The 25,024-nt window shown below is 71.1% G+C and carries 21 protein-coding genes; 3 read left to right on the top strand and 18 right to left on the bottom strand.

All coding sequences use genetic code 11. From position 1 onward, the window contains the following. Window positions 1–35: 35 nt before the first annotated feature. The 7 genes from ACFRAL_RS05340 to ACFRAL_RS05310 form a co-directional block, all read right to left on the bottom strand. Entirely contained in the window at window positions 36–662 is a 627-nt protein-coding gene (locus ACFRAL_RS05340; RefSeq protein WP_336397852.1) for a Fe-Mn family superoxide dismutase, read from the bottom strand. Window positions 663–802: 140 nt separating this feature from the next. Beyond that, entirely contained in the window at window positions 803–1,780 is a 978-nt protein-coding gene (whiA, locus tag ACFRAL_RS05335; protein ID WP_378880598.1) for a DNA-binding protein WhiA, read from the bottom strand. Window positions 1,781–1,853: 73 nt separating this feature from the next. Further along, a complete protein-coding gene (gene rapZ / locus ACFRAL_RS05330) occupies window positions 1,854–2,735 on the bottom strand; it encodes an RNase adapter RapZ (protein ID WP_336398054.1) in 882 nt (293 codons plus the stop codon). A gap of 22 nt (window positions 2,736–2,757) precedes the next feature. Next, the gene (gene uvrC / locus ACFRAL_RS05325) at window positions 2,758–4,740 is read right to left on the bottom strand and encodes an excinuclease ABC subunit UvrC (protein WP_336397850.1); all 1,983 of its coding nucleotides are present in this window, start codon (window positions 4,738–4,740) and stop codon (window positions 2,758–2,760) included. Window positions 4,741–4,760: 20 nt separating this feature from the next. Beyond that, on the bottom strand, window positions 4,761–7,724 hold the full coding sequence (uvrA, locus tag ACFRAL_RS05320) for an excinuclease ABC subunit UvrA (protein WP_378880594.1): 2,964 nt from the start codon (window positions 7,722–7,724) through the stop codon (window positions 4,761–4,763). Window positions 7,725–7,840: 116 nt separating this feature from the next. Further along, window positions 7,841–10,132: a 5'-nucleotidase C-terminal domain-containing protein gene (locus tag ACFRAL_RS05315; protein ID WP_378880592.1), complete on the bottom strand. Its 2,292-nt coding sequence runs from the start codon at window positions 10,130–10,132 to the stop codon at window positions 7,841–7,843. A gap of 215 nt (window positions 10,133–10,347) precedes the next feature. Continuing rightward, window positions 10,348–10,821: a MarR family winged helix-turn-helix transcriptional regulator gene (locus tag ACFRAL_RS05310; RefSeq protein WP_378880589.1), complete on the bottom strand. Its 474-nt coding sequence runs from the start codon at window positions 10,819–10,821 to the stop codon at window positions 10,348–10,350. A 38-nt stretch (window positions 10,822–10,859) separates the two neighbouring features. Here ACFRAL_RS05310 and ACFRAL_RS05305 point away from each other — a divergent pair, with 38 nt between their 5' ends. After that, a complete protein-coding gene (locus tag ACFRAL_RS05305; protein ID WP_378880586.1) occupies window positions 10,860–11,120 on the top strand; it encodes a hypothetical protein in 261 nt (86 codons plus the stop codon). Between the two features lie 66 nt (window positions 11,121–11,186). Here ACFRAL_RS05305 and uvrB read toward each other — a convergent pair whose 3' ends face one another. Beyond that, window positions 11,187–13,268 carry an excinuclease ABC subunit UvrB gene (gene uvrB / locus ACFRAL_RS05300; protein ID WP_378880583.1) on the bottom strand — a complete coding sequence of 694 codons (2,082 nt, stop codon included), beginning with the start codon at window positions 13,266–13,268 and terminating at the stop codon, window positions 11,187–11,189. A gap of 89 nt (window positions 13,269–13,357) precedes the next feature. After that, window positions 13,358–14,029 (bottom strand): hypothetical protein, encoded by a 672-nt coding sequence (locus ACFRAL_RS05295; RefSeq protein WP_336397845.1) that lies wholly within the window; start codon window positions 14,027–14,029, stop codon window positions 13,358–13,360. Between the two features lie 102 nt (window positions 14,030–14,131). Here ACFRAL_RS05295 and ACFRAL_RS05290 point away from each other — a divergent pair, with 102 nt between their 5' ends. After that, complete coding sequence (locus ACFRAL_RS05290; RefSeq protein ID WP_336397844.1) at window positions 14,132–14,767, top strand: DUF4126 domain-containing protein; 636 nt, start codon at window positions 14,132–14,134, stop codon at window positions 14,765–14,767. Here ACFRAL_RS05290 and coaE read toward each other — a convergent pair. Further along, entirely contained in the window at window positions 14,764–15,387 is a 624-nt protein-coding gene (gene coaE, locus ACFRAL_RS05285) for a dephospho-CoA kinase (protein ID WP_336397843.1), read from the bottom strand. The two genes, ACFRAL_RS05290 and coaE, sit on opposite strands and share 4 nt — an antisense overlap. A gap of 526 nt (window positions 15,388–15,913) precedes the next feature. On the opposite strand from coaE, the gene ACFRAL_RS05280 reads away from it, so the two are divergent. After that, on the top strand, window positions 15,914–16,657 hold the full coding sequence (locus ACFRAL_RS05280) for a response regulator transcription factor (RefSeq protein WP_378880578.1): 744 nt from the start codon (window positions 15,914–15,916) through the stop codon (window positions 16,655–16,657). 20 nt (window positions 16,658–16,677) lie between these two features. Here the strand turns inward: ACFRAL_RS05280 and ACFRAL_RS05275 are convergent, their stop codons facing one another. The 8 genes from ACFRAL_RS05275 to ACFRAL_RS05240 form a co-directional block, all read right to left on the bottom strand. Then, on the bottom strand, window positions 16,678–17,844 hold the full coding sequence (locus ACFRAL_RS05275) for a hypothetical protein (RefSeq protein WP_378880576.1): 1,167 nt from the start codon (window positions 17,842–17,844) through the stop codon (window positions 16,678–16,680). After that, window positions 17,841–19,511, bottom strand: a complete 1,671-nt coding sequence (locus ACFRAL_RS05270) for a sensor histidine kinase (RefSeq protein ID WP_378880574.1) — start codon at window positions 19,509–19,511, stop codon at window positions 17,841–17,843. The genes ACFRAL_RS05275 and ACFRAL_RS05270 overlap by 4 nt, the downstream gene beginning before the upstream one ends. Before the next feature lie 91 nt (window positions 19,512–19,602). After that, entirely contained in the window at window positions 19,603–20,316 is a 714-nt protein-coding gene (locus tag ACFRAL_RS05265; RefSeq protein ID WP_378880571.1) for a hypothetical protein, read from the bottom strand. A 104-nt stretch (window positions 20,317–20,420) separates the two neighbouring features. Further along, window positions 20,421–20,990 carry a GIY-YIG nuclease family protein gene (locus tag ACFRAL_RS05260; RefSeq protein ID WP_378880568.1) on the bottom strand — a complete coding sequence of 190 codons (570 nt, stop codon included), beginning with the start codon at window positions 20,988–20,990 and terminating at the stop codon, window positions 20,421–20,423. 137 nt (window positions 20,991–21,127) lie between these two features. Continuing rightward, window positions 21,128–22,576, bottom strand: coding sequence for a 30S ribosomal protein S1 (gene rpsA, locus ACFRAL_RS05255; RefSeq protein ID WP_336397837.1), 1,449 nt, complete (start codon window positions 22,574–22,576; stop codon window positions 21,128–21,130). Between the two features lie 269 nt (window positions 22,577–22,845). Further along, window positions 22,846–23,616, bottom strand: coding sequence for a PH domain-containing protein (locus tag ACFRAL_RS05250; RefSeq protein ID WP_378880564.1), 771 nt, complete (start codon window positions 23,614–23,616; stop codon window positions 22,846–22,848). A gap of 2 nt (window positions 23,617–23,618) precedes the next feature. After that, complete coding sequence (locus tag ACFRAL_RS05245; RefSeq protein WP_336397835.1) at window positions 23,619–23,786, bottom strand: hypothetical protein; 168 nt, start codon at window positions 23,784–23,786, stop codon at window positions 23,619–23,621. Between the two features lie 118 nt (window positions 23,787–23,904). Then, window positions 23,905–24,954, bottom strand: coding sequence for a zinc-dependent alcohol dehydrogenase family protein (locus ACFRAL_RS05240; RefSeq protein WP_378880561.1), 1,050 nt, complete (start codon window positions 24,952–24,954; stop codon window positions 23,905–23,907). Window positions 24,955–25,024 lie beyond the last annotated feature (70 nt).

Below are 25,024 nucleotides of genomic sequence, written 5' to 3'. Positions count from 1 at the left end.
CGGCGGGCATCATCCCGCCGGGACGGCCGCGCCTACTAGGACAGTACCAGCAGGCCAGAGGTCTTCTGACGGGCGGCGTCGAGGCGCTGCGCGACGTTCTGCCAGTTCGCGATGTTCCAGACCGCCTTGACGTAGTCGGCCTTGACGTTGAGGTAGTCGAGGTAGAACGCGTGCTCCCACATGTCGAGCTGGAAGATCGGCACGGTGCCCTGCGCGGTGTTGCTCTGCTGGTCGAAGAGCTGCTGGATGATCAGCTGCTCGCCGATCGGGTCCCAGCTGAGCACGGCCCAGCCCGAGCCCTGGATGCCGGTCGCAGCGGCGGTGAAGTGCGCCTGGAACTTGTCGAAGCCGCCGAAGAACTCGTCGATGGCGGCGCGCAGCTCGCCCTCGGGCTCGCCGCCGCCCTCCGGAGAGAGGTTGGTCCAGAAGATGGAGTGGTTCACGTGTCCGCCGAGGTTGAACGCGAGGTCCTTCTCGAGCTTGTTCACGTTCGCCAGGCTGCCGGTTTCGCGGGCCTCCGCGAGCTGCTCGAGCGCGGTGTTGGCACCGGTGACGTACGCCTGGTGGTGCTTGCTGTGGTGCAGCTCCATGATCTTGCCGCTGATGTGCGGCTCGAGCGCCGCGTAGTCGTAGGGGAGGTCGGGCAAGGTGTACTTCGCCATGTTCTCTTCTTCCTGTCGGCGCGCGCCGATTCCCCGGCGCAGCGAGGGTGACGGACTCATCCTACTGAGCGGCAACGCGCGCGCGCCGGGGTTGCTTCCCTCCATGACGTGTGGAAGACGGATGCCTCGCCGGCGGCGGATCAGTCCTCCATGCCGGCGGGGACGGCGGACTCCGTGCCGGGGAGGCCCTCGGCCTCGGCCTTCTTGTCGGCCATGGCCAGCAGCCGGCGGATGCGACCGGCCACGGCATCCTTCGTCAGGGGCGGGTCGGCGTGGTGGCCGAGCTCGTCGAGGCTCGCATCCCGGTGGGCCAGACGCAGGTCGCCTGCCTGGCGGAGGTGCTCGGGCACCGCGTCGCCGAGGATCTCCAGCGCGCGCTCCACGCGGGCGCACGCGGCGACCGCGGCCTGGGCGGAGCGCCGCAGATTGGCGTCGTCGAAGTTCACGAGGCGGTTGACCCCCGCCCGCACCTCGCGGCGCTGGCGCATCTGATCCCATTCGGCCGCCGCGCGGACGGCGCCCATGGCTGCCAGGGCGGCGCGGATGGCCTCGCCCTCGCGCACGACCACCCGGGGGATGCCGCGCACCTCGCGGGCCTTCCCCGCGATGCCGAGGCGGTGGGCGGCGCCGACGAGCGCCATGGCGGCCTCCGAGGACGGGCAGGTGATCTCCAGCGCCGCCGAGCGGCCGGGGTCGCTGAGGCTGCCGGCGGCGAGGAACGCGCCCCGCCAGATGGCGGCGAGGTCGCCTCGGGAGCCGGTCGTGAGCTTGTTGGGCAGGCCGCGGACGGGGCGGCGGCGCTGGTCGAGCAGTCCGGTCTGACGGGCGAGCGTCTCGCCGCCCTCGATGACGCGCACGGCGTAGTGGCTGCCGCTGCGGGCCCCGGAGCCCTGCACGTGCACGAGCTCGGGGCGCACGCCGTAGAGCTCGACGAGATCGCGCGCGGTGCGGCGCGCGAGGATGTCGGAGTCCAGCTCCGCCTCGACCGCCACGCGGTTCGCGATCGAGTGCAGGCCTCCCGAGAACCGCAGCAGCGACGTGAGCTCGGCCACCCGCGCGGTGGGGCGCGGGTCTCGCACGGTGATCAGCTCGGCCTTCACGTCAGCGGTCAGCGACACGACTCTCCTTCTCAAGGGTCTTCCGGGAACGACCGTCAAGCCTACCCGGCCGGGTCGGCCGGGTCGGCGGGCATCACTCGCGACCGAGGTCTCGGTCGGTCATTCGCACGGCCACGCCCGGCACGGCGGCCAGGCGACCGGCGAGCTCGCGCACCATCACGACCGAGCGGTGCTTGCCGCCCGTGCACCCGACGGCGATCACGGAGTGGCTCTTGTTCTCTCGCTGGTACCCCTCCAGGACGGGCCGCAGCGCCGCGCTGTAGGCGTCGAGGAACTCCTTCGCGCCCTCTTGCGCCAGCACGTACTCGCGCACCTCGGCGTCCTCGCCGGTGAACGGCCGCAGCCGCTCGTCCCAGAACGGGTTCGGCAGGAACCGCATGTCGGCGACGATGTCCGCGTCGGCCGGCAGCCCGTACTTGAAGCCGAAGCTCTGCAGCGTCACGGTGTGGCGCGCGGCGCCCTCTTCGGTGAAGAGATCGGCGACCTTCGTGGCGAGCTGGTGGATGTTGAACGAGGACGTGTCGATGATCACGTCGGCGCTCTCGCGGACGGCTGCCAGCCGGGCGCGCTCGCGACGGATGCCGTCCAGCAGCGTCCCGTCCGCCTGCAGCGGGTGCGGGCGGCGCACAGCCTCGAACCGACGCACCAGCACCTCGTCGGACGCGTCGAGGAACATCAGGCGGATCTGCCGGCGCTCGCGGAGCGCCCGCATCGCGTCGGGCAGATCGAAGAACAGGTCCCGGCCGCGCACGTCGACCACGACCGCCACGCGGGGCAGCACTCCCCCGGCGAGCTCGGTGAGCTCCAGCAGCGGCTTGAGCATCTGCGGGGGGAGGTTGTCGACGACGTACCAGTCGAGATCCTCGAGCGCGTTCGCCGCGGTCGACCGACCGGCGCCCGACATGCCCGTGACGATCAGCACTTCTCCGACGTCGTGACGCGTCGCCTCGACCATGACCACCCCCGTCCTCACCAGCCTAGTCACTGGTGGCGGCGGCATGCTCGCGCGCGGGTGCCTCCTGGCCGTCCGGCAGGGCCGGCGACTGCGCGAGGTGCGCATGGATCGCCGCGGCGAGCTTCGGCCCGACTCCCGGAAGCTCGGTGATCTCGTCCGCCGTCGCATTCTTCAGGGCCGTCACCGAGCCGAAATGCCGCAGCAGCGCCTTGATCCGGGCCTCGCCGAGACCCGGCACCTCGGCGAGCACGCTCTGGATGTCGCGCCGCCGCCGCCTGCGCTGATGCGTGATGGCGAACCGGTGCGCCTCGTCGCGGAGGCGCTGCAGGAGGTAGAGGGCCTCGGAGGTGCGCGGCAGGATCACCGGGAAGTCCTCCCCCGGCAGCCACACCTCCTCCAGGCGCTTCGCGATCCCGCACAGCGCGATCTCCTCGTGGCCGGCGTCGCGGAGGGCGCGGGCGGCCGCCTCGACCTGCGGTCTGCCGCCGTCCACGACGAGGAGCTGCGGCCGATAGGCGAAACGGGGACGCTTGCGCGTGGTGACGACCGGCTCTTCGCCGTCCGGGATGGCGCGGGATGCGGCATCCGTCGTCTCGTCCTGCTCATCCGGGCGGTCGAGGTAGGCGAGCCGGCGGGTGAGCACCTGGTAGAGCGAATCGGTGTCGTCCGTCGTCTCGCCGACGCCGAAGGAGCGGTACTGGTCCTTCCTCGGCAGTCCGTCCTCGAAGACCACCATCGACGCGACGACGTTGGTGCCGCTGAGGTGCGACACGTCGAAGCACTCGATGCGCAGCGGCGCCTCGGCGAGGTCCAGCGCCTCCTGAAGATCGGTGAGCGCCTGCGTGCGGGCGACGTAGTCGCTGGTGCGACGGGTCTTGTGCAGCATCAGCGCCTGCTGCGCGTTGAGGCTGGCGGTGCGCATCAGATCGGCCTTGCGGCCTCGCTGGGCCACCTGGATGGTCACGGCCTTGCCCCGGCGGCCGCGGAGCCATTCCTCCAGGTCCGCGGCGTCCTCGGGCATCGCGGGCACGAGCACCTGGCGCGGGATGTCGGCGCCGGCGGCGTTGCCGTACGTGCGCTGCAGCACCTGGTCGACGAGGTCCCCGCCCGAGATGTCGATCTCCTTCTCGATCGTGGTCGCCCGGACGCCCCGCACGCGGCCACCGCGGACGACGAAGTGCTGCACGGTGGCGGCCAGCTCGTCCTCGGCGATGCCGAACAGGTCGGCGTCGGTGTCGGCGGCGAGCACGAGCGCGCTCTTGTTCAGCACGGCGTCGATGGCCTGCAGCCGGTCTCGGTAGACGGCGGCCGCCTCGTAGTCCATCGCGGCGGACGCCTCGCGCATGCGGGCCGTCAGCTCCTTGGTGAACCGCTGATCGCCGCCGGACATGAACGCGATGAAGTCCTCGACGATCGCGCGGTGCTCCTCGATCGTGACCTTCATCGAGCAGGGGCCTCCGCACCGCCCGATCTGACCGGGGAAGCAGGGGCGTCCGGTCGACATCGCCTTCTTGTACGACGAGTCGCTGCAGGTGCGGATCGGGAACACCCTGATCATCAGGTCGATGGTGTCGTGGACCGCCCACACCTTCGGGTAGGGCCCGAAGTACTTCGCCCCGGCGATGCGGCGGTTGCGGGTGACGATCACGCGCGGCGCCTCGTCGGCGAGGGTGATCGCCATGAACGGATACGACTTGTCGTCGCGGTACCGCACGTTGAAGGGCGGATCGAACTCCTTGATCCACTGGTACTCCAGCTGCAGCGAGTCGACGTCGGTCGCGACGACCGTCCACTCCACGGAGGCCGCGGTCGTCACCATGCGCCGCGTGCGCTCGTGCAGCGTGTGCAGCGGTGCGAAGTAGTTCGACAGGCGGGCACGCAGGTTCTTCGCCTTGCCGACGTACAGCACGCGGCCGTCGCGGTCGCGGAAGCGGTAGACCCCGGGATTGGTGGGGATCTCGCCGGGCTTCGGCTTGTACGGGACCGTGGGAGCGGATCGCGCCATGGTGTCAGGCCTCGCCCGGCTCAGCCGGCCTTGCGGGCCCCGACGAGCTCGGCGACCGGGCCTGCCGGCGCACGGACGCCGAGCACCTCCGCGAGGAAGGCGCCGGTGTGGCTGCCCTCGGCACGCGCGACCTGCTCCGGCGTGCCGGTGGCGATGACCTGACCGCCGCCGGCGCCGCCCTCGGGCCCGAGGTCGATCACCCAGTCGGACGACTTGATGACGTCCAGGTTGTGCTCGATGACGATGACCGTGTTGCCCTTCTCGACGAGGCCGTTCAGCACCTCGAGGAGCTTGCGCACGTCTTCGAAGTGCAGACCCGTCGTCGGCTCGTCGAGCACGTAGATCGACCGGCCGTTCGTGCGCCGCTGGAGTTCCGTGGCGAGCTTGACGCGCTGCGCCTCGCCGCCCGAGAGCGTCGTGGCCGACTGCCCGAGCCGCACGTAGCCCAGCCCGACGTCGACGAGCGTCTTGAGATATCGGTGGATCGCCTGGATCGGCTCGAAGAACTCCGCCGCCTCGGCGATCGGCATCTCGAGCACCTCGGCGATGTTCTTGCCCTTGTAGTGCACGGCCAGCGTGTCGCGGTTGTACCGCTTGCCGTGGCACACCTCGCAGTCGACGTACACGTCGGGCAGGAAGTTCATCTCGATCTTGATCGTGCCGTCGCCCGAGCACGCCTCGCAGCGGCCGCCCTTGACGTTGAAGCTGAACCGCCCCGGCTGATAGCCGCGCACCTTCGCCTCGGGCGTCTCGCTGAACAGCGTCCGGATCCGGTCGAAGACGCCGGTGTAGGTGGCGGGGTTCGATCGGGGCGTGCGGCCGATCGGCGCCTGGTCGACGTGCACGACCTTGTCGAGGTTGTCCAGACCCGTCACGCGGGTGTGCTTGCCGGCGACCCGGCGGGCGCCGTTGAGCCGCGTCGCGAGCACCTGGTACAGGATGCCGTTGACGAGCGACGACTTGCCCGACCCGCTCACCCCGGTGACCGAGGTGAGCACGCCGAGCGGGAAGTCCACCGTCACGTTCTTGAGGTTGTTCTCGCGCGCGCCGACGACGCTCACCTGACGGCTCTTGTCGATCTTGCGGCGCTTCTTCGGCGTCGGGATCTCGCGGCGCCCCGCGAGGTAGTCGCCGGTGATCGAGTCGGGGTCCGTGAGGAGCTCTTCGATCGGCCCGGAGTGGACGACCTCGCCGCCGTTGACGCCGGCACCGGGCCCGATGTCGACGACCCAGTCGGCGGCGTGGATGGTCTCCTCGTCGTGCTCGACGACGATGAGTGTGTTGCCGAGGTCGCGCAGCGCGACGAGCGTCTCGATGAGCCGCCGGTTGTCGCGCTGGTGCAGGCCGATCGACGGCTCGTCGAGCACGTACAGCACTCCGGTCAGGCCCGAGCCGATCTGCGTGGCCAGCCGGATCCGCTGCGCCTCACCGCCGGACAGGGTGCCTGCCGCGCGGCTGAGGCTGAGATAGTCCAGCCCCACGCGGATCAGGAAGTCCAGGCGGACGCGGATCTCACGAAGCACCTGCGCCGCGATCGTCGCCTCGCGCTCGGTCAGGGTCAGCTTGGCGAAGTACTCGCGCGCCTCGCCGAGGCTGAGGTGCGAGGCATCCGCGATCGAATGCCCGTGGACGAGCACCGCGAGCACCTCGGGCTTCAGGCGGTCGCCGTTGCAGACCGGGCACGGCACCTCGCGCAGGTACTCCGACCAGCGCTGGCGCTGCGTGTCGGACTCTGCCTGGGTGTACTGCCGTTCGATGTAGGGCACGACCCCCTCGAAGCCCGACGAGTACCGCATCTCACGGCCGTAGCGGTTCTTCCACTTCACCGTGACCTTGTAGTTCTCGCCGCGCAGCACGGCCTCGCGCACCGCCGACGGGAGGCGCTTCCACGGGGTGTCCAGCGAGAAGCCGAGGTCGTTCGCCAGACCCTCGAGCAGTCGCTCGTAGTACTGGAAGAGCCCCTTGCCCTGCGTCGTCCACGGGATGAGCACGCCCTCGCGGATCGAGAGGTCCTCATCGCCGAGCATCAGCTCGACGTCGACCGACATGCGGGTGCCGAGGCCGGAGCAGGCGGGACAGGCGCCGAAGGGCGCGTTGAACGAGAAGGTGCGCGGCTCGATCTCGGTCAGCTGCAGCGGGTGCCCGTTCGGGCACGCGAGCTTCTCGGAGAAGGACTGCCATGCGGCATCGCCCTCCTCGTCGACGAAGTTGATCTGGAGCACGCCGCCGGCGAGCGACAGCGCGGTCTCGACCGAGTCGGTGACGCGGTCGAGGATGCCGGGCGCCGCCACGAGGCGGTCGACGACCACGGCGATGTCGTGCTTGTAGCTCTTCTTGAGCGTCGGCGGCTCGGCCAGCTGGATCAGCTCGCCGTCGACGATGGCGCGGGCGTAGCCCTTGGCGCCGAGCTCCTTGAAGAGGTCGACGAACTCGCCCTTCTTCTGCGTGACGACGGGCGCGACGATCTGGTACCGCGTGCGCTCGGGCAGCTCCATGAGCTGGTCGGCGATCTGCTGCACGGTCTGGCGCTGGATGACCTCGCCGCACTCCGGGCAGTGCGGGACGCCGATGCGCGCCCACAGCAGGCGCATGTAGTCGTGGATCTCGGTGATCGTGCCCACCGTCGAGCGCGGGTTGCGGTTCGTGGACTTCTGGTCGATCGAGACGGCGGGGCTCAGTCCCTCGATGAAGTCGACGTCGGGACGGTCGACCTGGCCGAGGAACTGGCGCGCGTACGCGCTGAGCGACTCGACGTAGCGGCGCTGGCCCTCGGCGAAGATCGTGTCGAACGCGAGGCTCGACTTGCCCGAGCCGGACAGGCCGGTGAACACCACGAGCGAATCCCGCGGGATGTCGAGGTCGACATCCTTCAGGTTGTGCACTCGGGCACCGCGGACGCTGAGCTTTCCGCTGGTGCCGCCGAGGGCGGTTCCGGGCGTGTTGCCAGGCATGTTTCCGGGCAGGGCGACAGGGACGATGGGCACCAGACAAGTCTAGGCGGGGCCTCCGACATAGGGCCTGTGAGCCGTTCGCCGCGGGCGAAGACGACGGATGCCGCGGGGCCCGGGCCCCGCGGCATCCGCCGTCGATCACATCCGGGTCACTTCACGTTCGCCTTGACCGTGGTCTCCGCTGCGATGAAGACGCCGTTTCCGGGGTAGGAGACGGTGATCTCCGTCTTACCGGCAGGCAGCGCGGGCAGCTCCACCGACGCGGTGCCGTCGGTGAGCGGCGCGACGATGGGGTCCAGGCCCGGGACGGTGATGGTGACCGAGCCCGGGGCGAACATCCCCCGCGCCTTCACCGTGACGTCCAGGACGTACGGCTCGCCCTTCTTGCCGCCCGTGAGCTTGCCCGAGACGGTCGTCTTGACGCCCTCCACGACCGTGAGCGGGACGAGGACCTCGGTGCCCGTCGTCGCTCCGGAGAGCACCAGCGTCGCCTGACCGGCCGGCAGGCCGGCGGGAAGCTGGACCGACACGCGCGCGGTGCCCAGGTTGTCGTACGGGTCGGTTCCCAGCACGGTGGCCACCGGGAAGGTGCCCAGCGTCTGGTCGCCGAGGGTCACGACGATCTCGCTGTCCGTGAGATCGGCGGCGGTGGACATCGACCACGACTTCACGTCGAAGGCGACGGTCGACCCGCCCGCGTACTCCGTGGCGGCGCCTTCGCCGAAGGTGACCTCGACGGCGCGCTGCGAGTAGTCCACCGGCACCGCGCCGGTCGCCGCCGCGTCCTCCATGTAGTCGACCATCCCGGCGAGGTCGATCTTGCCGGTGTCGCGCTTGCCCGTCGCGTTGCCGAACTCGCGGAAGTTGTCGCCGCCGGCTGCGAGGAACGCGTTCGCGGTCACCGAGTACGTCGCGGCCGGGTCGATCGGCTGGCCGTTCAGCCACATGCCGGTGATGAACCCGCGCGGCGCCGTGTACGGCGTGAGCGACTCGTCGACGTCGGCGGTCGCCGGGTTGTCGAGCGGGTACTCCGTCACCATGCGCTGCGTGTACGTGTACTCGAAGCCCTCCGAGACGCCCAGCCGCAGGAACGGACGCGTGCCGACCCGGTTGAGGCTGTCACGCTGCCACTGCTGCTCGAGGAGCGTCTCGATCTGAGCGCCCGTGAGCGACATGTTGACCAGCGTGTTCGCGAACGGCTGCACCTCTGCGGCCTCCCGGTAGGTGAGCTCTCGCGGGTACGGGTCGCCGGCAGGCGTCCCGACCATGTCGGCCCGAAGTCCGCCAGGGTTCATGAAGGCGATCTGGGCCGCCCCGGACTCCGCGCTCTCCGTCGCGGTCTGCTGGACCTCGGCGACCAGGTTGCCCAACGTCGACTCGCCGCCGCGGTTCTCGTTCGGCAGACCCGTCGTCGGGTTGATGGTCGAGAGCTGGGCACGGTTGAACGCACCGGCGATCTCGCCGATCGGGACCGAGCCCAGGTCCTCGGCGACAGCCTCGGCGTCGGCGACGAGCGCCGCCACCTCGGAGTCGGCCGGGTAGCCGGCGACGGCCAGGATGTCGTGTGCCTTCGCCTTCACCTCGCCGGTCGCGCCGTCCACCGTGAAGATGAGCCGGTTCAGGCTCGTGCCGTACTGCCCCGCCGAGACCACGGGCCGCTCCGTCACGGCCCGCCCCTCGGTCGCCCACTGGGCGACGGGGAAGGCGCAGTTGTACGCGAGGTGGGTGTGGCCCGACACGATGGCGTCGACGTCCGGCGACACGGTGTTGATGATGTCCGCCCACCGCCCGGAGTCGTCCATCGTCTCGCACGAAGTCGACGGGGCGCCCTCGTGCACGAGCATGACGACCAGGTCGGCCCCCTCTGCCACCAGGGCGGCCGCCTCGGTGTTGACCGACTCCACGATGCCGTCGACCTGGATGTCGGCGATGCCGTCAGGGCTGACGAGCGTGGGAAGGTCTTCGGTCACCGCGCCCACGAAGCCGACCTCGACGTCGCCGAACTCCTTGATCCACGTGGCGGGCACCGCCGGCTCACCCGTCGCGCGCATCTTCAGGTTCGCCGCGATGTACTCCCACTCGGCCCCGCCGTACGGGTTCGTCTCGGGATCGTACGGGGCGAGCACGCGGTTCACCAGGTCGTCGTAGCCCTGGTCGAGCTCGTGGTTTCCGACAGCCGAGACCTCGAGGCCCGCGGCGTTCAGCGAGTCGATCGTCGGCTTGTCATTCTGGATGAACGACTCGAACGTCGAGGCGCCGATCAGGTCGCCCGCCGCGGCGAAGACCGTGTTGGGGTTGGCGGCGCGCAGCGCGTCCAGCGCGCCGGCGAGCTTCGCCGCTCCGGCCTGCGCCCCCTCGTCGAGGATCCGGCCGTGGAAGTCGTTGGTGGCGACGATCTGGATCTCGGTGTCGGCGGCGTAGGCGGGGGGCGCGGCGAGCAAGCCCGCTCCGAGTGCCGCGGCAGCGGCGGCCGCGGTCGCGGCTCGCCGGATGGCGGGTGAGCGGTCTGGGTGTGACCTGACGTGCATGGGCGGGATCTCCTCTGTGAAGGACGGGACGGGCTCGGGCGAATCCTCGGGACACCCTCGCACCGATGTCGAGCCTAAGAACTTCCTGGGAATTCGGGAAGAGTCATCGGCAGGAGTTCACACATTGGTCAGCCGTCGCGCAGCGAAGACCCCCATTTCGGCTCCGCGCCGGCGAAGTCCTTGAGCGTATCGCGCAGCGTCGCCAGGTCGTCGACCGTCATGCCGGTACGCGCCATGACCTGCTCCGGCACCGCCAGCGCGCGGCGGCGGAGCGCCCTTCCGTCGTCGGTGAGCGCGACGTCAAGGACGCGTTCGTCCCCTTCGCGACGCGCGCGGGTGACGAGCCCCTGCGCCTCGAGCCGCTTCACCAGGGGCGACAGCGTGGCCGGCTCGAGCGCCAGCTCCCCCGCCAGCTCGCGCAGGGAGCGCGGCGACCGCTCCCACAGCGCCAGCATGACCAGGTATTGCGGATGCGTGAGCCCCAGCGGCTCGAGGATCGGGCGGTAGAGCCCGACGACGTTGCGCGCTGCGGTCACGAGGGCGAAGCACAGCTGGTTGTCGAGTTTGAGCAGATCGTCGGGCGTCGGCGGGGCGGTCGTCACGCGGATGAGTCTATCGCGCACGAATCGTTAGTACACTAATGAGTATGCCGACACCGGATGCCGCAGCCCCTGACCGCCGACCGCTCCGCGAGCGCGTCCGCGAGGCCGGCGGCTGGTACGCCTTCCTCAACGCGAATCTGATCCGCCTCGCGGGACCCGCCGCCGTGGGACCGTACGAGACGGCTCCGCCGCCGAGTCCCGCGCAGCGTGCGGAGCGGGCGTGCCCCCTGTGCGGTGCGCCGATCACGCAGCACACCTTCGACCGGTCCGGCCCGAAGCCGCTCATGCACTGCCCGTAGCATCCGCACAGCCCCGCGGCAGCCGTCGCGGCATCGACGTCGTCGCGTCGACCGCTTGAGCGGGCGCTACGCGTGGCCGGCCCGCTCCATCGCGCGCAGCTCCTTCTTGAGGTCCTGCACCTCGTCGCGCAGCCGGGCTGCGAGCTCGAACTTCAGCTCCCCCGCCGCCGCGAGCATCTGCTGGCTGAGGTCGGCGATCGTCGCCTCGAGCTGCTCCGCACCCTCGGCGGCGATCCCCTCCCGGCGCAGCTGCGGGGTCGGGCTCTTGCCGACGCCCGACTTCGTCTTGGCGGCGGCCTTGCCCCGGAGCATCCGATCGGTGTCGGAGGCCTCCCGTGCGAGGACCTCGGTGATGTCGGCGATGCGCTTGCGCAGCGGCTGCGGATCGATGCCGTGGGCCGTGTTGTACGCGACCTGCTTCTCGCGGCGACGGTCGGTCTCTTCGATCGCGTTGCGCATCGAGTCGGTGACGGTGTCGGCGTACATGTGCACCTGGCCCGACACGTTCCGGGCCGCACGGCCGATCGTCTGGATGAGGGACGTGCCGCTGCGGAGGAAGCCCTCTTTGTCGGCGTCGAGGATCGACACCAGCGACACCTCGGGCAGGTCCAGGCCCTCGCGGAGGAGGTTGATGCCGACCAGCACGTCGTACACGCCGGCCCGCAGCTCGCTGAGCAGTTCGACACGGCGCAGCGTGTCGACGTCGGAGTGGAGGTAGCGCACGCGCACGCCGTGCTCACCGAGGAAGTCGGTGAGCTCCTCGGCCATCTTCTTGGTGAGCGTCGTCACCAGCACGCGCTCGTCTCGCTCGACGCGCAGGCGGATCTCTTCGAGCAGATCGTCGATCTGGCCCTTGGACGGCTTGACGATGATCTCGGGGTCGACCAGGCCCGTCGGCCGGATGATCTGCTCCACCACGCCGTCGGCGATCCCCATCTCGTAGCGCCCCGGTGTGGCCGACAGGTAGACCGTCTGCCCCACGCGCTCCTTGAACTCGTCCCACCGCAGCGGCCGGTTGTCCATCGCGCTCGGCAGCCGGAAGCCGTGCTCGACGAGCGTGCGCTTGCGGGAGGCATCCCCCTCGTACATCGCACCGATCTGCGGCACGGTCACGTGCGACTCGTCGATCACCATGAGGAAGTCGTCGGGGAAGAAGTCCAGCAGCGTATGGGGCGGCTCCCCCGCCATGCGACCGTCGAGGTGGCGGGAGTAGTTCTCGATGCCCGAGCAGAAGCCGAGCTGCTGGAGCATCTCGAGGTCGAACGTCGTGCGCATCCGCAGGCGCTGCGCCTCGAGGAGCTTGTTCTGCGACTCGAGCTCTTTCAGACGCTGCTCGAGCTCGTGCTCAATGGTGCCGATCGCGCGCTGCACCGTCTCGGTGCCGGCCGCGTAGTGCGTCGCAGGGAAGATCGGCACGGAGTCCAGGCGCTGCACGACGTCGCCGGTGAGCGGGTGGAGCATGAAGAGGGCCTCGATCTCGTCGCCGAACATCTCGACGCGGATGGCGTACTCCTCGTAGACCGGGATGATCTCGATCGTGTCGCCGCGGACGCGGAAGTTGCCGCGCGAGAAGTCGACGTCGTTGCGGTTGTACTGCATCGCGATGAACTTGCGGATCAGCGCGTCGCGCTCGTACCGCTCGCCGACCTGCAGCGCCACCATCGCGCGCAGGTACTCCTCGGGCGAGCCGAGGCCGTAGATGCACGAGACGGTGCTGACCACGACGACGTCGCGGCGGCTCAGCAGCGAGTTGGTGGTGGAGTGCCGCAGGCGCTCGACCTCGGCGTTGATCGAGGAGTCCTTCTCGATGAAGGTGTCGGTCTGGGGGACGTACGCCTCGGGCTGGTAGTAGTCGTAGTAGCTGACGAAGTACTCGACGGCGTTGTGAGGCATGAGCTCGCGGAACTCGTTCGCGAGCTGCGCCGCCAGCGTCTTGTTGTGGGCGAGCACGAGCGTCGGGCGCTGGACCGCCTCGACGAGCCACGCCGTGGTGGCGGACTTGCCGGTACCCGTCGCCCCGAGCAGCACGACGTCCGTCTCGCCGGCATTGATGCGCGCCGCCAGCTCGGCGATCGCCTGTGGCTGATCGCCCGACGGGGCGAATTCGCTCACGACCTCGAACGGTCGCACGGATCGTGTGGTCTGCACTCGATCCAGCGTAGGCGTCACCACCGACACCGGGGCGGCGTTCGCCGCGAGCGGATGCCTCGCCCGGGGAGGGCCCGCGGTCTCACCGGCTATCCGCCGAAGCCGCCCCCGCCGTCGAAGCCTCCGCCGAAGCCGCCGGCGTCGAAGCCTGCGAACCCGCCGCCGTCCGCTCCCCCGGATCCGCCGCCGTCGAAGCCTCCGCCGAAGCCGCCGTCGAGCCCCGCCGAAGCCGGGTCGAAGGTCTCGCCCACCCAGCCGGGCTCGGACCCGATCTGGAGCGATCCCGCGCCGACCGTGTAGTACGCGGCCACCGAGCTCGACAGCAGGAACTGATTCGCGACGAAGGCCATCACGCCCACGTTCATCAGCATCGCGCGCGCGTCGACCCCGTCCCGAGGATCACCGTCCTCGACGCCGACGGCCGTGCGCGCCGTCTCGGGCGCAGCGCGGGTCGCGGCATCCGTCTCGGCGGCCTGCGCGCGCCGCGCCCGGTGCTCCTCGGCCCTGCGGACGAGCCGCGCGATGACGGTGGGGTCCTCGGCGGCGGCGTCCCGCTCGGAATCGGACAGGAAGGGCCGGAGCTGCTCGAACATCTCACGGCGTCGCTCGGGCGGCACGTCCTTGAACGCCGACGCGTGCGCGCTCTCGATCACCGACGCGGGCAGTGTGTTGAGCAGATAGACGTAGCGCGAGATGCGCTCCTCCTCCGTCACCGACCGGTACGGGTCGCGACGCCGCCTGAGTCTCGAGAACACGCCCATGTGACACCCCCTGGATCCGCTCCCAGGCTACGCCGCGCGGCCCCGCCGCGGTACGCGCGCGTGCGCGGGTCGGTCCGGGCGGCGGGAATCTAGAGTGGACGCGTGCTGGAGTTCATCGTCGGATCGGGGCTGGCCACCGCGGCGGGCCTGAACGCGTGGATGCCGCTGTTCGTGCTGGGGATCGCCGATCGCTTCGTTCCGGCCGTCGAGCTGCCCGCCGGCTGGGCGTGGCTGTCGTCGGATGCCGCACTGTGGATCGTCGGCGTGCTCCTCGTCGTGGAGATCGTCGCCGACAAGATCCCCGCCGTCGACTCCGTCAACGACGTGATCCAGACCGCGGTGCGGCCGGTGGCGGGAGGCATCGCGTTCGGCGCGGGCTCGAGCGCCGAGACGGTCCGGGTGGACGACCCGGACCTGTTCGCGGGGACGGCCTGGATCCCGATCGTCGTCGGCGTCGTCATCGCACTGGCCGTCCACGTCGCGAAGACGGCCGTCCGTCCGGCGGCCAACCTGGCCACGGCGGGCATGGCCGCGCCCGCCGTCAGCACCGCCGAGGACGCCACAGCGCTCGGCCTGTCGGTGTTCGCGATCCTGCTGCCCCTCGTCGCGCTCGTCATCATGATCGCGCTCGTCGTCGCGGTCGCGCTCGCCCTGCGGGCACGGCGCCGGCGGCGGCTCGGTACGACGACGGATGCCGCTCCCCCGCCCCCTCCGGACACAGAGAGCTCCCGAGGCTAACCCCGGCCCGTGCGTCCGCCGACGTGCTCCGGCAGGCGGTTCCACAGCTCGTCGGTCTGGCGCAGCGTCTCGTCGAGGGTTCCCGCGGTGTCGATCACCACGTCGGCGATGCGAAGGCGCGCCTCGTCGGGAGCCTGCGACGCGATCCGCGCGGCGGCCTCCGCCTCGCTGAGCCCGCGCAGCTCGACGAGCCGCGCGGCCCGGATGTCTGCGGGAGCGTGCGCCACGACGACGAGCTCCCACGGGTCCTCCGCGCGGGCCTCCACCAGGAGCGGCACGTCGTAGACGACGATCGCGGCAGGGTCGGCCGCGAAGGCCTCGGCGAAACGGCGCGCCGACTCCGCCCGGACGGCGGGATGCACGATGGCGTTGAGCCTGCGGATCGCCGCCTCATCGCCGAAGACACGGCTGCCCAGCGCCGCGCGGTCGAGGGATCCGTCGGGTCGCAGCATCTCGTCGCCGAAGGCGTCGGCGATCGCGTCGAGCACCGGCGAGCCGGGTGCCTGCACTTCGCGCACGAGCTGGTCGGCGTCGATCACGACGGCGCCGTGCTCGGCCAGGCGGCGGGCGATCGTGGACTTTCCCGAGGCGATGCCTCCGGTGAGGGCGACGAGCGGCATGAGTCGAGGATGCCACGTCCGCGACCGTCCCCGGCGCCGGCAAGCCTGCGGACTTCTTGAGGCTGCGCTGAGCGGGAGTTGAGGGGCCGGGAGTAGCGTCGGGGGCACCCGAAGGACAGGATCCGCAGGTGCGGAGCTGGGGAGGGCGGAGGATGAGCGCCGGACGCGACCACGTTGCGCACGACGCCGATCCGCCCCTCCGCACACGCCGCGCCGCCCGTCAGCTCGATGGCAGGCGCGGAGGGATCGTCCGGGAGTGCGGGCCGGCCGCTCGCGTGGGGACGAAAGCGGCCGGGCCCCGCACGTCGAGGACGCGCGTGGGGCGGGGAATGGGGGCATCTCCCGCCCTCCGCGCGCCCTGTCTTCCAGCCGCGACGAGCCGCCGTGCGCTCGCCGCCGCCGGCTTCCTTCCTCGCCGCGTCCGCTGATGGACGATCGGCCCCGCGGATTCCAGACCGTGTTCTGGGATATCATTTCGGACGTCCAGGACCGGTCGTCCGCAACACCGTTCGGGGAAGGTGCAACGGTGCAGGAATCTCGTATCGCCGTCGTCATCGAAGACGAGGCAGACATCCGGTCGCTGCTGTCCACCGTCCTCGGACAGGCCGGATTCGAGGTTCACGGCGCGGCCAACGGTGCCGACGGGGTCCAGCTCGTGCGCGAGCGCCGACCGCTGGTGACGACACTCGACGTCAACATGCCCGGCATGGACGGCTTCGAGACGGCCAAGCGCATCCGCGCCATCAGCTCGACCTACATCGTCATGCTGAGCGCGCGCACGGAGGAGATCGACGCCCTGCAGGGCCTCGAAGCGGGAGCCGACGACTACGTCGCGAAGCCGTTCCGGCCCCGCGAGCTGCGCGCGCGGATCGACGCCATGCTGCGCAGGCCCCGCCACGTCGCGCCGGCCGAGTCAGCGGATGCCGCGCCGCCCGCCGCCGACGACGGTTCGTGGCTCGAGCACCGCGGCCTCAGGCTCAACGCCGAGACGCACATCGTCACCGTCGACGGCCACGACATCGAGCTGACGCGCAGCGAGTTCGACATCCTCGCCGACCTGCTGGTCGCCGGCCGGCGCGTGCGCGCGAAGTCGGACCTCGCGATCATGCTGCGCGGCGACCAGTACGTGGCGAATGACTTCGTCAGCGACAGCGACGCCCGCGCCATCGAGGTGCACATGGCCAATCTGCGGCGCAAGCTCGGCGAGTCGCCGTCTCAGCCGCGGTGGATCGAGACGGTGCGGGGCGTCGGCTACCGGCTCACCGCCTGATCACCCGCCGTCCACGCCGGTCACTCGCCCTCGTCGACCAGCACCGAGGTCTCGACGTTCGCAGCCGCCCGGCTGGCGGCGTCGCGCGCCGCGCCGACGAGGCGGGCGGGCTCGTAGCCGGCGGAGTCGCTCAGCGCGACCCCGACGCCGACGACGGGGATCACGCCTTCGCCGACCTTCGCGAGGTCGTCGAACAGCGCGCGGTAGATCGCGCCGGCCTGGCGGCGCGCCTCCGGCCCGGAGGCGACCGCGAGGGCCACGACGAACCCGGTGGGGCCGTCCTCGGCGACGACCGCGTTGGTGGGCGCGTGCCGCCGGACCCCTGCACGCCACGTCTCCGAGACCGCGCCGGCCACATCGCTTCCGAAGGCCGTGGAGATGTCGTCGAGGTCGTCCAGTCGCACGGACGTCACGGCCACGAGCTCTCCGCGCCGCGACGCCCGGTCGCACAGCACCTCGAGGAAGGCGGGGAAGGACGACCCGTCGACGATGCCCGATTCGGCGTCGCCGGACGGAGCGCGCATGAGGTAGCCCCGCATCGGCGCACGGCTCGCCCGCAGCACCGAGGTCACGACGACCGCGACGATGGTGAGGGTGACGGTGAGGAAGCTCGTGCTGATGGTGCCGAACGCGGTCCGGAACAGGGCGCTGTCGGGTCCCGAGGTCACGAATGCCGTCGTGCGCGACACGTAGTACAGCGATTGGAAGCCGAGGACCGCGCCCAGCACCCACGCGGTGCGCGACTCCCGCATGTCGCCACGGAAGCACTCTGTCGCGCCGGCCGCGGCGAAGGCCAGCAGCGGCACGAACATCCACAGCGCGCCCGCCCAGTCCCCGCCCTGCGCGCCCTCAACCGCGACCGCCACAGCGGCCCCGATCACCCCGGCCGCGACCACGAGCGACGCCCACTGCATCCGGCGGCCGTTGAAGCGGCGGCATCCGAGCCACATGCACCCCGTGCCGGCGACGAAGGAGGCGTTCCCGACGGCGATGGCCCACCAGGCGCCCTCCGACAGCACCCAGACGGTGTAGGCGAGCGTCGTGAGCATGCCGGCGAGGAAGGCGAGCGACCAGATCCGGCCGGCGCCCTCGTCGCGGCGGAGGATCGTCTCGATGATGAACAGCACGCCGCTGACATTGACCACGAGCGCGGTGATGAGGTGGACGCTGGCGAGGTCGAGCGTCATGATCTGTCTCCTTCCGGGGCGACCGCGGGCAGCTTGACGATGAACGTCGAGCCCACGCCGGGAGCGGTGTGCAGGGCGAGCTCGCCCCCGTGGGCCCGCACGATGTCGCGGGTGATCGCCAGGCCCAGCCCGGTCCCGGCGCGGCGCTCCCCTCCCGCCTTGTAGTACCGCTGGAACAGGCGCGAGCGATCGGCGTCCGAGATGCCGACGCCGGTGTCGCGCACCAGGATCCAGCTCGACGTCCCGTCACTGGTAGTCCCGACGAACACGGTGCCGCCGTCCTTGTTGTACGCGATGGCGTTGGAGACCAGGTTGTCGACGACCTGCCGGAGCCGCAGCGGGTCCGCCCACGCCGCCGCCGGCTCCAGCCCCGTCTGGTCGATCGTGATGGCGCGTGCCGCGGCACGAGGCGCCGCATCGGCTGCGGCGGCGCCGACGAGCTCGCGCGCGTCGAGCAGCTGGGGCACGAGCGAGGCCTCCACCGAGGACGGGGACGAGCTCGACGCCGCCAGGATGTCGGCGACGATCCGCAGCAGTCGCTCGGCGTTGCGCTCGGCGATGTCGAGCCCGGCACGCACGGTCTCGGGGGTGTCGGGGTCCTCGATCGCCAGATCGAGGTAGCCGAGGATCGACGTGAGGGGGGTGCGCAGCTCGTGCGAGACCGAGGCGACCAGGTCGTCCCGGGCACGGAGGGCGGTCAGCTCGGCGGTCACGTCGCGCGATACGACCACGGCGCCCGCGTCGCCCCCGTCCGGGTCGGTGATGCGCCGCGCCGTGATGTTCAGCGCGCGGCGCGGGCCGGGTTCCTCACCGAACCACACCACCTGATCGTCGAACGCCTCGCCGCGCCGCGCCCGTTCGAGCGGAAGCTCGTCGTGCGGCATCCGGGAGGTGCCGTCGTCGCGGAAGGCGGGCACCTCGGACGCCTCGTCCGGTTCGAGGCCCAGCTGCAGTCTGCCGTGCGCCTCGTTGGTGATCGTGACCCGCCCGTCGGGGCGCAGCCGCACGACTCCGAAGTCGACGGCGTCGAGCACCTCGGTGACGACCTGCTCCTGTCGGCGGGTACGGGCCAGGACGCTCCGCAGCAGCTCGGACTGCTTGGCCAGCAGCATCCGCTGCGCGTCCGAGCGCCGCGCGTTGAGGTGGCTCGTCGCCGCCAGCGCGGTCAGCACGAGCGGGAGCAGGAAGGTGAGGTACGTGACCTCCGTCGCGCTGAGCGCGGCCAGCACGCTGGCGATGCCCGCGATCGCCACGATCACCCCCGACAGCCCCATCAGCCCGAAGCCGCCGGCGAGCCAGGTGGTGGGGAAGATCCACAGGAGGCCGATGACGGTGTCGGGTGCTGCGACCTGCATCAGTGTGATCGCGAGGATGTCGACGGCCGGCACCAGCGCGACCCAGCCGTAGCTGATGCGGCCCCACGGGATGACGACGGTCGCCGCCGCGACGACGACCACGATCACCACGCCGAGGAAGAACAGCTGCGGGTCGCCCGTGAACGGCCCGATCGCCACGAACACGCCGAGGACGAAGACGACGGCCGCCAGCAGCAGCTGATTGAGCGTCGCCGTGCGACCGCGCGTGCGGTCGGCCGCGTCGGGTGCCGTCACTCCCGGGCGCGGGCGGCCGGTGAGCACGCCCGGTTCGCGCGGTCTCGCGGCGGTCATACCGCGACGCTAACGGATGCCCGCCCGCGCGTGTGCGGGGCGCGCGCGGCATTCCCGTCCCGCGACAGCGGGCGGGACGCCCCGCGAGGGGTCAGAACCCGAAGTCGCCGCCGAAGTCGCCGCCCATGTCTCCGAATCCGCCCATGTCGCCGGCCGCGTCGCCGCCCCACCCGGAGCCGGGGTCGCCCCAGCCGGCGTCGCCCGCCCCGGCGTCGCCCGCCCCGGCGTCGCCCGCGGCATCCGCTCCGGTGTCTCCCCCGCCGTCGCCGGAGCCGTCCTCGGCGGCCGAGCCGTCCTGGTAGCCCTGGTCGTACGCCATGCCGGGCGCCAGGAACGAGCTCACGAGCGCGGAGCCGATGACGTAGCCGACGACGGTGCCGAGGATCGACGAGCCGAGCATCGACCCGAACGAGGGGCCGCCGCCCTGTCGCTGCGGCCCGAGGGTGCGCTCCATGAAGCCGGGGTTCTGGTACTCGGCCCGCGTCGCCGCCCGCGCCATCGCCTGCGGGTCGGTCGACCGAGGCTGCTCGTACGGCGGCAGGCCCGCGGAGAGCTCGGCGAGCACCTGCTGCCGCTGCGGCTCGGTGAGCTTCGCGAAGGCCTCCGCGTGCACCTGTTCGATCGTCTCGGGCGGCGCCGTCCGCAGCAGGTAGCGGTAGCGCTCGACCGCGATCTCGTCCTGGCTGCGCGGCGGCTGCATGCCCGGCCGGGACGGCGGAGTCTGCCCGCCGTAGGAGTTCTGCGGCACCGGCGGGGCCTGGCGCGCGTCGTCCGAGGCTCCGAAGAGTCGATCGAGGAATCCCATGGTCTGCTCCGTCCTGCGGGGTGGTGCGGTGTCTCACACGCTAGAGGCGGTTCCTCTGAGCGGGCTGGAGGGTCGACCGCCGCCGTCCGCCCAGCGTAGGGTTGCTACCCGCGCGCGGCGAGCGCCTCGCTCAGCCACCGGGCGTGCTGATCCCACGGGTCGTCGACCCCGGCGGCCAGCACGGCGATGTGGGCGGTGAGGGCTTCGGAGCGTCGGAACCACTCCGTGCGCGGGTGGCGGTCGGCCGCGAACTGCGCGTGCCGACGCTGCTCGAGCGCGCGCCCGCCGCGTTCGAAGGCGAGGAGCTCGTCGTGCCAGATCGCCGACAGGCGCTGCCTCGGGTTCGAGCTCGTTCCGATCTTGATGCGGTCGGCATAGCCGAGGTAGTAGACGACGTCCACGCGCGGGGGCGCCAGCTCGCCGTCGGGTATCTCGCCGTGGCGCCACTCGCACACCGCGCACAGCCATCCTGATGCGTAGTGCACTCCCAGGCGCGACCCGCAGAGCAGGCAGGGCGACGGCAGCACGTCGGTGAGACCGTACTTTACCCCGGCCCACTCCCCCGCCATCGCCAGGTGGGCCTCGCACAGCGGCACCGGAGCGCCGGCGGGCACCGGGCCGCGGCATCCGTCGTCATCCACGGCGCAGCGGACGGGAGCGGGGTTCACGGGCACACCGCGACACTACCCAGGACCACCGACGCCGCTGCCGAGGCGACGGCGGATGCCCGGCAGGCAGGCGAAAGGGCCGCCACCGGCAGGTGACGGCCCTTCGACCAGAGGTTCAGCGAACCGCGGGGCTCAGCCCGGGATCAGCGACCCGAGAGCTTCTCGCGCAGAGCGGCGAGCGCCTCGTCGTCGGCCAGCGTGCCCACCGGGCTGCTGTCGGACGAGAAGGTCGACGAGCCGGTCTCGGCCGGGGCGGCAGCCTCGGCCTCGAGAGCCTTCGTGACGGCGGCCTTGTGGGCCTCCCAGCGAGCGTGGGCGGCGGCGTACTCCTGCTCCCACTTCTCGCGCTGCTCGTCGAAGCCGTCGAGCCACGCGTTGGTCTCGGGGTCGAAGCCCTCGGGGTACTTGTACTCCCCGTTCTCGTCGTACTCCGTGACCATGCCGTAGAGGGCCGGGTCGAACTCGGTGCCGTTGGGGTCGACCGACTCGTTCGCCTGCTTGAGCGAGAGCGAGATGCGGCGACGCTCGAGGTCGATGTCGATGATCTTGACGAAGACCTCTTCACCGACCGACACGACCTGCTCGGCGAGCTCGACGTGCTTGCCCGACAGCTCCGAGATGTGCACGAGGCCCTCGATGCCGTCCGCGACGCGCACGAACGCGCCGAACGGAACGAGCTTGGTGACCTTGCCCGGCGCGACCTGGCCGATCGCGTGCGTGCGGGCGAAGACCTGCCACGGGTCCTCCTGGGTCGCCTTGAGCGACAGCGAGACGCGCTCGCGGTCCAGGTCGACCTCGAGGATCTCGACGGTGACCTCCTGGCCCACCTCGACGACCTCGGACGCGTGCTCGATGTGCTTCCACGACAGCTCCGAGACGTGGACGAGACCGTCGACGCCACCGAGGTCGACGAACGCACCGAAGTTGACGATCGACGAGACCGTGCCCTTGCGGACCTGGCCCTTGTGGAGGTTGTTGAGGAACGTCGTGCGCGACTCGGACTGCGTCTGCTCGAGCAGCGCGCGGCGCGAGAGCACCACGTTGTTGCGGTTCTTGTCGAGCTCGAGGATCTTCGCCTCGATCTCCTGGCCGAGGTACGGCGTGAGGTCGCGGACGCGGCGGAGCTCGATGAGCGAGGCGGGGAGGAAGCCGCGCAGGCCGATGTCGACGATCAGACCGCCCTTGACGACCTCGATGACGGAGCCGGTGACCACACCGTCGTTCTCCTTGATCTTCTCGACGTCGCCCCACGCGCGCTCGTACTGCGCACGCTTCTTGGAGAGGATGAGGCGGCCTTCCTTGTCCTCCTTCTGGAGAACGAGGGCTTCGACCTCGTCGCCGACCTTGACGACCTCGTTGGGGTCGACGTCGTGCTTGATGGAGAGCTCGCGCGAGGGGATGACACCCTCGGTCTTGTAGCCGACGTCGAGGAGGACCTCGTCGCGGTCGATCTTCACCACGGTGCCCTCGATCAGGTCGCCGTCGTTGAAGAACTTCAGAGTCTTCTCGACCGCGGCCAGGAAGTCCTCAGCAGAGCCGATGTCGTTGATCGCGACCTGCTTGGTGGCCGTGGCGGTCGTTGCGCTAGTCATGTAGTGGGTTGTCCTTGTTGGGTTGGGAGTCGGGCCGCGGCTTTCAGCGGCAGCCGGCCACGCGAGCGCGAACGGATGCCTCGAGCCGAGGCGAAGCGGATTGTGTAAAGCGATGCCACCCGGCCCTTGCGGGGTCCGGTCACCGGCGCGAACCGGTACTCAGGCGTGGCGAAACAGCCACACGAGTGACGATCCAGGGTATCAGAACGACGGGGTCGCCCGCGATGTTCCCGCGAAGCGCGGCTCGGGCGCCGCCGGCGCCCCGCGGCTCACCGCGGCAGGTCGATCGGCGCGGTGCTGGTGCGGTCGGGATCGAAGGCCTCGGCGGCAGGGGCGGGCTCTCCGCGCAGCTGCGCCAGCCGCTCGTCCTCGCGCCGCTGCGCCTCGGCGAGCCAGTCCCACCCCGAGGCCGCGGCGGCGTGCCGGACCCCGGGCACCGGCGCCGTGGCATGGGTCTCGTGCGCAGTCTCGGCGGTGGTGAGCGAGGCGGCGGGCGCCGGCTGCGGAGCGGGCATCATCGGCGCGCCGGCGAAGTCGGGCCGCCCGGCGGCGCCGCGCAGGCCCGCCTGCTGGATCACCCGCTGGATCGTCAGACCGCGTCCGTCGGGATCGCCCACGTAGCGGATGTCGCGAAGGCCCTGCTCCTGGGCGGCCGATTCGAAGACGAAGTGCCCATAGCCGAAGATGCGGCCGATGGCGGGCTTGTGCACCGAGATGTCGAGGATGCGCGTGAGCGGCATCGTCGCGATGCGCTGCGACACGATGCCGTGCACGCGGAACACCCGCATGTTGGTGATCACGAACCGGTCGGTGTGCTGTTCGAAGAGGCGCCAGACGGCGTGCACCATCACCGCGCCGCCGAGCACCGCGGGCACCCACCACGCCTGCGCGGGGACGGAGAACGTCAGGAGCAGCACGACGATGCCGGCGAACAGCTCGAGCGCGGCCGAGGCGCTGGCGGCCCAGTGCTTGCGCACCTCGTCGACGATCCGCTCCCCCTGATCCGTGATCAGGTGCTTGTCGATCCGCGGATCGAACACGGTCAGCCCTGGGCGAGGGCCACGAAGAAGTCGACCACGGCGGCACCCGCACCCCACACCGCACCGATGGCGCCCTGCACGGCGTTCGCCGCGTCCTGCGGCCTGGTGATGAGGTAGAAGACCGCGAACGCGATGACGAGCAGCAGCACGATGCGCTTGACGAGCTTCACGGTTCGGGTGTCCCTTCGACTTCTGCTGTTCTACCGCACGCGCGGCCGGTCGCGCGCAGGCGCGCGGGCGCGTCGCGGATCGCCGGCGCACCGGATCGGCCGCTGCGCGCGTCCCTGCTCACGGCCGCAGGAGCACCTTGACGGCGCGTCGTTCGTCCATCGCGGCATACGCCTCGGCGGCCTCCGACAGCGGGAGCACGAGGTCGAACACGCGCCCGGGCCGGATCGCGCCCGAGCGGACGTCGGGCAGCAGCTCCTCGATGTAGCCGCGGACCGGCGCGACGCCGCCGTTGACCCCGACGTTGCGACCGAACATCTCACGCACCGGCAGCTCGGGGCCGCCGTTGGGCACGCCCACGTATCCGACCATCCCGCCGGGCCGGGTGGAGCGCAGCGCCTGATCCATCGACTCCTTGGTGCCGACGCACTCGAGCACGCGGTCTGCGCCGACGCCGTCGGTGAGCTCGCGGACGGCCTCGACGCCCGCATCGCCGCGCTCCTGCACGATGTGGGTGGCGCCGAGCTCGCGGGCGAGCGCCTGTCGCTGCGGGTGGCGCGACATCGCGATGATGGTCCCGGCGCCCAGCCGCTTGGCCGCGATGATCGCGCACAGTCCCACCGCGCCGTCGCCGACGACCGCGACGCTGTCGCCGGGCCGGACTCCGGCAGAGACGGCGGCGTGGTGGCCGGTGCCCATGACGTCGCTGAGCGTGAGCAGACCGGGGATCTCGTCGTCGGCCACCGGTCCCGGGACGACGGCGAGGGTGCCGTCCGCGAGCGGCACGCGGACGCGCTCGCCCTGGCCGCCGTCGGCGAAGCCGCCGAAGCGGTCGTCGCTCCCCCACCAGCCGCCGGTGAGGCAAGAGGTGCTGACGCCGTTGCGGCAGTTCGCGCAGGTGCCGTCGCACACGTAGAACGGCGCGATCACGAAGTCGCCGGGACGCACGATCCTCACGTCGGGGCCGACCTCCTCGACCACGCCGACGAACTCGTGGCCGATCCGGTGCGGCTCGGTCGTCGGGGTCACGCCGCGGTACGGCCAGAGGTCAGAGCCGCACACACAGGCGGCGACGACGCGGACGATCGCATCGCCGCCGGTGGACAGCACCGGATCGGGGACGGACTCGACGCGGATGTCTCGGGCTGCGTGGATGACGGTGGCGAGCATGCGTCCGAGCCTAAGGGCCCCGGTGGGGCGGCGGGCTGCGCTGCCGCTCGACGCGAGACGCGAGACGCGA

This window comes from Microbacterium sp. NPDC056736 (assembly GCF_042790415.1).
In the GTDB taxonomy this organism is placed as follows: Bacteria; Actinomycetota; Actinomycetes; order Actinomycetales; family Microbacteriaceae; genus Microbacterium.
The sequence above is the reverse complement of the archived record's forward strand: the minus strand, read 5'-3'. Positions and strand labels throughout refer to the sequence as shown.